The sequence below is a fragment of the Pseudonocardia sp. D17 genome (assembly GCF_036984265.1).
GTDB lineage: Bacteria > Actinomycetota > Actinomycetes > Mycobacteriales > Pseudonocardiaceae > Pseudonocardia > Pseudonocardia benzenivorans.
In genome coordinates this window covers 64,155-71,785 of sequence record NZ_BPRG01000199.1, presented here as the reverse complement: position 1 = coordinate 71,785, position 7,631 = coordinate 64,155, and the positions used below count along the sequence as shown (strand labels likewise).

General features: G+C 74.7%; 6 protein-coding genes. All 6 read left to right on the top strand.

Annotated elements, in window-relative coordinates; all coding sequences use genetic code 11:
- A partial coding sequence (gene hpnE, locus PSD17_RS27350; protein ID WP_339125142.1) for a hydroxysqualene dehydroxylase HpnE occupies window positions 1–1,315 on the top strand: 1,315 nt, incomplete at its 5' end.
- Complete coding sequence (locus PSD17_RS27345) at window positions 1,312–2,382, top strand: polyprenyl synthetase family protein (protein ID WP_103380201.1); 1,071 nt, start codon at window positions 1,312–1,314, stop codon at window positions 2,380–2,382. The genes hpnE and PSD17_RS27345, both read left to right, overlap by 4 nt.
- Window positions 2,382–4,289, top strand: a complete 1,908-nt coding sequence (gene shc, locus PSD17_RS27340; protein WP_013675769.1) for a squalene--hopene cyclase — start codon at window positions 2,382–2,384, stop codon at window positions 4,287–4,289. Before PSD17_RS27345 ends, shc begins: the two co-directional genes overlap by 1 nt.
- Window positions 4,286–5,815, top strand: coding sequence for a 4-hydroxy-3-methylbut-2-enyl diphosphate reductase (ispH, locus tag PSD17_RS27335; RefSeq protein WP_339125138.1), 1,530 nt, complete (start codon window positions 4,286–4,288; stop codon window positions 5,813–5,815). Before shc ends, ispH begins: the two co-directional genes overlap by 4 nt.
- The gene (gene hpnH / locus PSD17_RS27330; RefSeq protein ID WP_013675771.1) at window positions 5,815–6,819 is read left to right on the top strand and encodes an adenosyl-hopene transferase HpnH; all 1,005 of its coding nucleotides are present in this window, start codon (window positions 5,815–5,817) and stop codon (window positions 6,817–6,819) included. Before ispH ends, hpnH begins: the two co-directional genes overlap by 1 nt.
- 150 nt (window positions 6,820–6,969) lie before the next feature.
- Entirely contained in the window at window positions 6,970–7,626 is a 657-nt protein-coding gene (locus PSD17_RS27325; RefSeq protein WP_103380232.1) for a VC0807 family protein, read from the top strand.
- The last annotated feature ends 5 nt before the right edge of the window (window positions 7,627–7,631 follow it).

The following is a 7,631-nucleotide window of genomic DNA, read 5'->3' as shown; positions in this document are numbered from 1 at the left end:
CGCGGGCTCCTTCCGGCGCGGCGAGCTCGACGTCGACACCGGCCAGCACGTCGTGCTGCGCTGCTGCACCTCCTACCTGGCGCTGCTCGACCGGCTCGGGGTCACGGCCGACGTCGGTCTGCAGGACCGTCTCGACATCCCGGTGCTCGCGCCGGGTGCGGCTCCGTCGCGCCTGCGCCGCAGCGGGCTGCCTGCTCCCCTGCACCTCGGCGCGGCGCTGCTGCGCTACCGGCCGATGCCCGTCGCCGATCGGGTGCGGGTGCTGGGCGCGGCGCTCGCACTCGGCCGCGTCGACCCCACCGACCCGGCGGTCGACGCCCGGACGTTCGGCGACTGGCTGGCGGCGCACGGGCAGCGGCCGCGGGCCGTCGAGACGCTGTGGGACCTCGTCGGCATCGCGACGCTCAACGCCCGGGCCGACGAGGCCTCGCTCGCACTGGCCGCCACCGTGTTCCAGCTCGGCCTGCTGACCGACGCCGCGGCGGGCGACATCGGCTGGGCCCGGGTGCCGCTGGGCCGCCTCCACGACGACGCCGCCCGCCGCGCACTGCGCGCCGCCGGCGTCGACGTCCGGACCTCGGCCCGGGTCCGGTCGCTCACCCCGGCCCCCGACGGCTGGCGGGTCGCCGTCACCCGCACCACCGCCCGAACCGGACGGGACACCCAAGCGCAGGCCGGGCCCGGCACCGCCGGACCCGCAGGAGAGGAGGAGATCGTGGCCGACCGGATCGTGTCCGCCGTGCCCCCCGCCGCCGCGACCCGGCTGCTGCCGGCCGGCGCCGTCGACCTGCCCGACGGCTGGGCCGGGCGGCTCGGCAGTTCCCCGATCGTCAACGTGCACGTCGTCTACGACCGGCGGGTGCTGCACCACGAGTTCGCCGCCGCCGTCGACGGCCCGGTGCAGTGGGTGTTCGACCGGACGGCCTCGTCGGGCGCGGAGTCGGTGCATCCGCCGGGCGCGCAGTACCTGGCGGTGTCGCTGTCGGCGGCCGACGACCTGATCGGGCTGCCCGTCGCCGCGCTGCGCGACCGGATGCTCCCGGCGCTGGCCGCGGTGCTGCCCGCCGCCGCCACGGCCCGGGTGCTCGACTTCTTCGTGACGCGCGAGCCGCACGCGACGTTCCGCGCCGCCCCCGGGCAGGCCGCGCTGCGTCCCGGGCCGGTGTCCGGGCTGGCGGGCCTCGCCCTGGCCGGCGCGTGGACCGCCACCGGGTGGCCCGCGACGATGGAGGGCGCGGTGCGCAGCGGTGACGCCGCGGCCGCCGCGGTCCTCGCCGACTCCGGTGCGACCGTCGCCGCGGGGGCGGCGGCATGACCGCGACACTGGGCAGCCGGGCGGTGCCCGGGTCCCCGGACCACGGTGCCGGCCACCGGGAGGTGGCGACCGCGGTGCTGCGGCGCGGCCGCGACACCGTCACCCCGGCGCTGCAGGCCGCCGTCGACCGCCTCGACGACGCCAGCCGCACCCAGGCCCGCTACCACCTCGGCTGGACCGAGCTCGACGGGTCACCCGGCGCGGGCGGCGGCAAGGCCGTCCGGCCCGCGCTCGCGCTGCTCTCGGCCGCCGCGGCCGGTGCCGGGGTCGAGGTGGGCGTACCGGGGGCGGTCGCCGTCGAGCTGGTGCACAACTTCTCGCTGCTGCACGACGACCTGATGGACGGCGACACCGAACGCCGGCACCGCACGACGGTGTGGGTGCAGTGGGGCGCGTCGTCGGCGATCCTGTGCGGCGACGCGATGCTGGCGCTCGCGCAGGAGGTGCTGCTCGAGGCGCCGTCGCCGCACGCGGCGCCGGCCGCCCGGCTGCTCGCCGTCACCACCCGGGAGCTGATCCGCGGCCAGGCCGAGGACCTCGCGTTCGAGTCGCGCGACGACGTCGGGGTCGACGAGTGCCTGTCGATGGCCGCGGGCAAGACGGGGTCGCTGCTCGCGGCGAGCGCGTCGATCGGCGCGGTGCTCGCGGGCGCCCCGGCCGCGCAGACCGAGGCGCTGCACACCTACGGCCACGAGGTCGGGATGGCGTTCCAGCTGGTCGACGACCTGCTCGGAATCTGGGGCGACCCGGGCGTCACCGGCAAGCCGGTGCTGTCGGACCTGCGGTCGCGCAAGAAGTCGCTGCCGGTCACCTACGCGATCCGCAACGGCGGGGACATCGGCCGCGAGCTCGGCGACTGGCTCGCCGCCGACGGCGACCCGACCGACGACGAGCTGCACGCCGCGGCGCGGCTCGTCGAACAGGGCGGCGGCCGCGAGTGGGCCGCCGCCGAGGCCCGCCGCCGCCGCGACCGCGCACTCGACGCCGTGACCGGCGCCGGGCTCCTCCCCGGCCCCACGGCCGAGCTCGTCGCCGTCGCACACCACCTCGTCGACAGGGAGTTCTGATGACCCTCACCGCGCCGGAGCTCCTCGCGACCCGCACGCCGCGGGCCGCGCTGGACGCCGCCGTCGCGTTCCTGCGCGCCGGCCGGCACCCCGACGGCTGGTGGCAGGGCGAGCTCGAGACGAACGTCACGATGGACGCCGAGGACCTGCTGCTGCGGGAGTTCCTCGGCATCCGCACCGAGACCGAGACCGCGGAGGCGGCCCGCTGGATCCGCTCCCGTCAGCGCGCCGACGGCACCTGGGCGACGTTCCAGGACGGCCCGCCCGACCTGTCGACGACGGTCGAGGCCTGGGTCGCGTTGCGGCTCGCCGGCGACGACCCGGCGGCCGAGCACATGCGTCGCGCGCAGCACCACGTCCTCGCCCACGGCGGCCTGGAGCGCACCCGCGTCTTCACCCGCATCTGGCTGGCCCTGTTCGGTCTCTGGTCCTGGGACGAGCTCCCGGACATGCCACCCGAGCTGATCTTCCTGCCGAAGTGGTTCCCGCTCAACGTCTACGACTGGGCCTGCTGGGCGCGCCAGACCGTCGTCCCGCTGACCGTGGTCGCGACGCTGCGGCCCAGCCGCCCGCTCCCCTTCGGTGTCGACGAGCTGCGCACCGGCGCGGTGCCGCCCCCGCCCGCGCGGCCCTGGACGTGGGCCGGGGCGTTCCAGCGGCTCGACCGCGTGTTGCACGCGTACTCCCGGCGCCCGCTGCGCGGTCTGCGGAGGCTCGCCATGCGCCGCGCCGCGGAGTGGGTACTGGCCCGTCAGGAGGCCGACGGCTCGTGGGGCGGCATCCAGCCGCCGTGGGTGTACTCGCTGCTGGCCCTGCACCTGCTCGGCTACCCGCTCGACCACCCCGCCGTCGCCGCCGGCCTGCGCGGGCTCGACCGGTTCCTGGTCCGCGAGGACACCCCCGACGGCGTCGTGCGGCGGCTGGAGGCCTGCCAGTCCCCGGTGTGGGACACCTGCCTCGCGGTCACCGCGCTCCTCGACGCCGGCGTCCCCGCCGACGACCCCGACGTCCTCGCCGCCGCCGACTGGCTGCTCGCCGAGGAGGTCCGCGACGTCCGGGGCGACTGGGCCGTCCGCCGGCCGGACATTCCCACCGGCGGCTGGGCGTTCGAGTTCGACAACGACGGCTACCCCGACACCGACGACTCCGCGGAGGTCGTGCTCGCGCTGCGCCGCGTCGCCCATCCCGACCCGGCACGGCTGCGGGCCGCCGTCGACCGCGGTGTCGCGTGGACCGTCGGCATGCAGTCGAGCGACGGCGGCTGGGGCGCCTTCGACGCCGACAACACCCGGGAGCTGATCACCAAGCTGCCGTTCTGCGACTTCGGCGCCGTCATCGACCCGCCGTCGGCCGACGTCACCGCGCACGTCGTCGAGATGATGGCCGCGGAGGGCCTGGCCGGCACCGACGCCTGCCGGCGCGGCGTCGACTGGCTGCTCGCCGCGCAGGAGCCCGACGGCTCCTGGTTCGGCCGCTGGGGCGCCAACCACGTCTACGGCACCGGCGGCGTCGTCCCCGCACTCGTCGCCGCCGGGGTGTCCCCCACGGCGCCGTCGATCCGCCGGGCCGTCGCCTGGCTGGAACGCCACCAGAACGACGACGGCGGCTGGGGCGAGGACCTGCGCTCCTACGACGACCCCGCGTGGATCGGGAAGGGCGCGTCGACACCGTCGCAGACGGCGTGGGCACTGCTCGCGCTGCTGGCCGCGGGCGAGCGGGACTCGGCCGCGACCGCCCGCGGCGTGCGGTACCTGGTCGACACCCAGCTCCCCGACGGGTCGTGGGAGGAGACGCTCTACACCGGCACCGGCTTCCCCGGCGCGTTCTACATCCGCTACCACCTCTACCGGATGGTCTTCCCGGTGTCGGCGCTCGGCCGCTACGTCCACGGCGAGGGCACCCGATGACGGCCCCGCTGCCCCACACCCTCGGACCGCCGGTCGTGTGCGCACCGTTGGCGGTCGAACGCCGCGCGCTCGACGGGGACGCGCTGGCCGGGGTCAGGCTCGTCCGCACCGGGATGGGCCGGCGCGCCGCGGGCACCGCGCGCGCGCTCGCCGTCGACGGGCCGCGCCCGGTGCTCGTCGCGGGCGTCGCCGGTGCGCTCGCCCCGCACCTGGAGCCGGGCGACGTCGTCGTCGCCGACGAGGTCCGCGACGGCACCGGCGCGCGCGGGCCCGTCGCCGTGCCGACGGCCCGGCCGCTCGCCGCCGCGCTGCGCGCGCTGGGACTGCGCGTGCACGTCGGACCGGTCGTGAGCACGCCGCAGGTCGTCGACGGCGACCAGCGGATCGCGCTGGCCACGACGGGTGCGCTCGTCGTCGACATGGAGTCCGCCGACCTCGCGGCGGCCGCGGCGGGCGGACCGTTCGCGGTGGTGCGCGTCGTCGTCGACACGCCCGGGGCCCCGCTGCTGCGGCCCGGGACCCCGGTGCGCGGCCTGACGGCCCTGCGGACCCTGCGCCGGGCGGCGCCCGCGCTGCGCACGTGGCTCGACGCGACCGGACCGCGCACCGTGCGGCTGGCCGAGCCGCGGTCGTTCTGCGCGGGGGTCGAGCGGGCCATCGAGATCGTCGACCGGGCGCTGGACCGCTACGGCGCCCCCGTCTACGTGCGCCGCCAGATCGTGCACAACGCCCACGTCGTGCGCCGGCTGACCGACCGCGGCGCGGTGTTCGTCCAGGAGGTCGACGAGGTCCCGCCCGGGGCGCACGTCGTGCTCGCCGCACACGGTGTCTCCCCCGCGATCCGCGCCGACGCCGACGCCCGGGGGCTCTCGGTCGTCGACGCCACGTGCCCCCTCGTGGCCAAGGTGCACACCGAGGTCCGGCGGCACGCCCGCCGTGGCGAGTCCGTGCTGCTCATCGGCCACTCCGACCACGAGGAGGTCGAAGGCACCGTCGGCGAGGCCCCCGCGCGGGTGACCGTGGTCGAGGACGAGGAGTCCGCGCGCACCGTCGAGGTCCCCGACCCCACGCGGGTCGCGTACGCGATGCAGACGACGCTCGCCGTCGACGAGGCCGAGCGGATCGCGGCGATCCTGCGCGAGCGGTTCCCGTCGATCGCGGCGCCCCGCCAGGACGACATCTGCTACGCGACGACCAACCGGCAGCGCGCCATCCGCGCGGTGTCTGCCGACGTCGACCTCGTCATCGTGGTCGGGTCGCCCAACTCGTCGAACTCGCGGCGCCTCGCCGAGGTCGCCGCCCGCCAGGGTGTGCCCGCCCACCTCGTCGACGACGTGTCCGAGCTCGACCTCTCCTGGCTGGCCGGGGTGGGCCGGGTCGGGCTGTCGGCCGGCGCGTCCGCCCCCGACGACCTCGTGGACGAGGTCGTCAGCTGCCTGTCCGGGCTCGGCCCGGTGACCGTCACGGCCACCTCGACCGGATCCGAGCACGTCCGATTCACCCTTCCCAAGGAGGTGAGCCACTAATGGCCATGCCGCTTCGCCAGTCGGTTCGGCTGGGTGCCTACCTGATCAAGCAGAAGATCAAGCGCGTCGAGAAGTTCCCGCTGCTCGTCGAGCTCGAGCCGCTGTTCGCCTGCAACCTCAAGTGCAACGGCTGCGGCAAGATCCAGCAGCCGGCCGCCCTGCTCAAGCAGCGGATGCCCGTCGAGCAGGCGGTCGCGGCGATCGAGGAGTCCGGCGCGCCGATGGTCTCGATCGCGGGCGGCGAGCCGCTCATGCACCCGCAGATCGATGAGATCGTCCGGCAGCTGCTGGACCGCAACAAGATCGTCTTCCTGTGCACCAACGCGGTCCTGCTGCCCAAGCACATCCACAAGTTCACCCCGCACAAGAACTTCGCGTGGATGGTGCACATCGACGGGCTGCGCGAGCGCCACGACGCGTCGGTGAGCAAGGACGGCGTGTTCGACCAGGCCGTGGCCGCGATCAAGCAGGCCAAGGAGCTCGGCTTCCGGGTGAACACGAACACGACGTTCTTCGACACCGACACGCCGCAGGACGTCATCGACGTGCTCGACTACCTCAACGACGAGCTCGGCATCGACAACATGCAGATCTCGCCCGGCTACGCCTACGAGAAGGCGCCCGACCAGGAGCACTGGCTCGGCGTCGAGCAGACCCGCGAGCTGTTCCGCAAGGCGTTCGACGGTGGGCGGCGCAAGAAGTGGCGGCTCAACCACTCGCCGGTGTTCCTGGACTTCCTCGAGGGCAAGGTCGACCTGGACTGCACGGCGTGGGCGATTCCCTCGTATTCCTTGCTCGGCTGGCAGAAGCCGTGTTATCTGCTCGATGACGGGTACACCTCTTCCTACAGGCAACTGTTGGAGGAGACCGACTGGGATGCGTTCGGTCGCGGTAAGGACGAGCGGTGCGCCAACTGCATGGCGCACTGCGGGTACGAGCCGTCGGCGGTGTTTGCGACCATGGGGTCGCTGCGCGAGTCGATCCGCGCCGCGGCGGGAAGCTGAGGCCCGCCACGTCAGAGACGGCCCGTTCGGCACGAGCTGCCGCGAACCGGACAGCAGCCCCGTTACCTCCTCGTTATCGGGACCGATATGCTTCGGAGACCCCGAACCCCCCCGGAGAGGCGGACCGCGCGGATGCCGGACCACCACCGCATGACGACCCTGATCCACCTGCCCCCCATCGGGTCGTTACTGCGACAGGCGGGACGCCCGCTGCTCGAGTCGACGCTCGTCCCGCTCGCGCTGTTCTGGGTGCTGTTCACCCAGGCCGGCTTCGACGCGGGGCTGCTGGCCGCGCTCGCGTGGTCGGCGGTGGCGATCGGGCGGCGGGTGGTGCTGCGCCGGAAGATCCCCGCGATCCTGGTGATCAGCACGCTGCTGCTGCTGGCGCGGACGGTGGTGGGCTTCTGCACGGGGAGTGCGTTCCTGTACTTCCTGCAGCCGACGGTGCAGAACTTCGTGTTCGCGTTGGCGCTGCTGGTGACCCTCGGCTTCGAGCGTCCGCTGCTGGCCAAGCTGGCCGACGACTTCTGCGCGTTCCCCGACACGCTGACCGACCACCCGCACATGAAGCGGTTCTTCAAGCGGGTGTCGCTGCTGTGGGCGATCGTCTTCCTCGTCAACGGGGCGACGACGCTCGCGGTGCTGGCGACCCAGACCGTCGGCAACTACCTGATGGTGTCCACGGCCGGGTCGTACTCGCTGGTCGGCCTCGGGATCGTCGCGTCGCTGTGGTGGTTCCACCGGTCGATGCGCGGGCAGGGCATCCGGCTGCGGATCGGCCTGCCGTCGCCGGTGCGCGTGGGCTGAGCCCC

Coding starts and splice junctions, on each gene's coding strand:
- hpnH (WP_013675771.1), top strand. CDS start 5,815: ATGGCCATGCCGCTTCGCCAGTCGGTTCGGCTGGGTGCCTACCTGATC.
- ispH (WP_339125138.1), top strand. CDS start 4,286: ATGACGGCCCCGCTGCCCCACACCCTCGGACCGCCGGTCGTGTGCGCA.
- PSD17_RS27345 (WP_103380201.1), top strand. CDS start 1,312: ATGACCGCGACACTGGGCAGCCGGGCGGTGCCCGGGTCCCCGGACCAC.
- PSD17_RS27325 (WP_103380232.1), top strand. CDS start 6,970: ATGACGACCCTGATCCACCTGCCCCCCATCGGGTCGTTACTGCGACAG.
- shc (WP_013675769.1), top strand. CDS start 2,382: ATGACCCTCACCGCGCCGGAGCTCCTCGCGACCCGCACGCCGCGGGCC.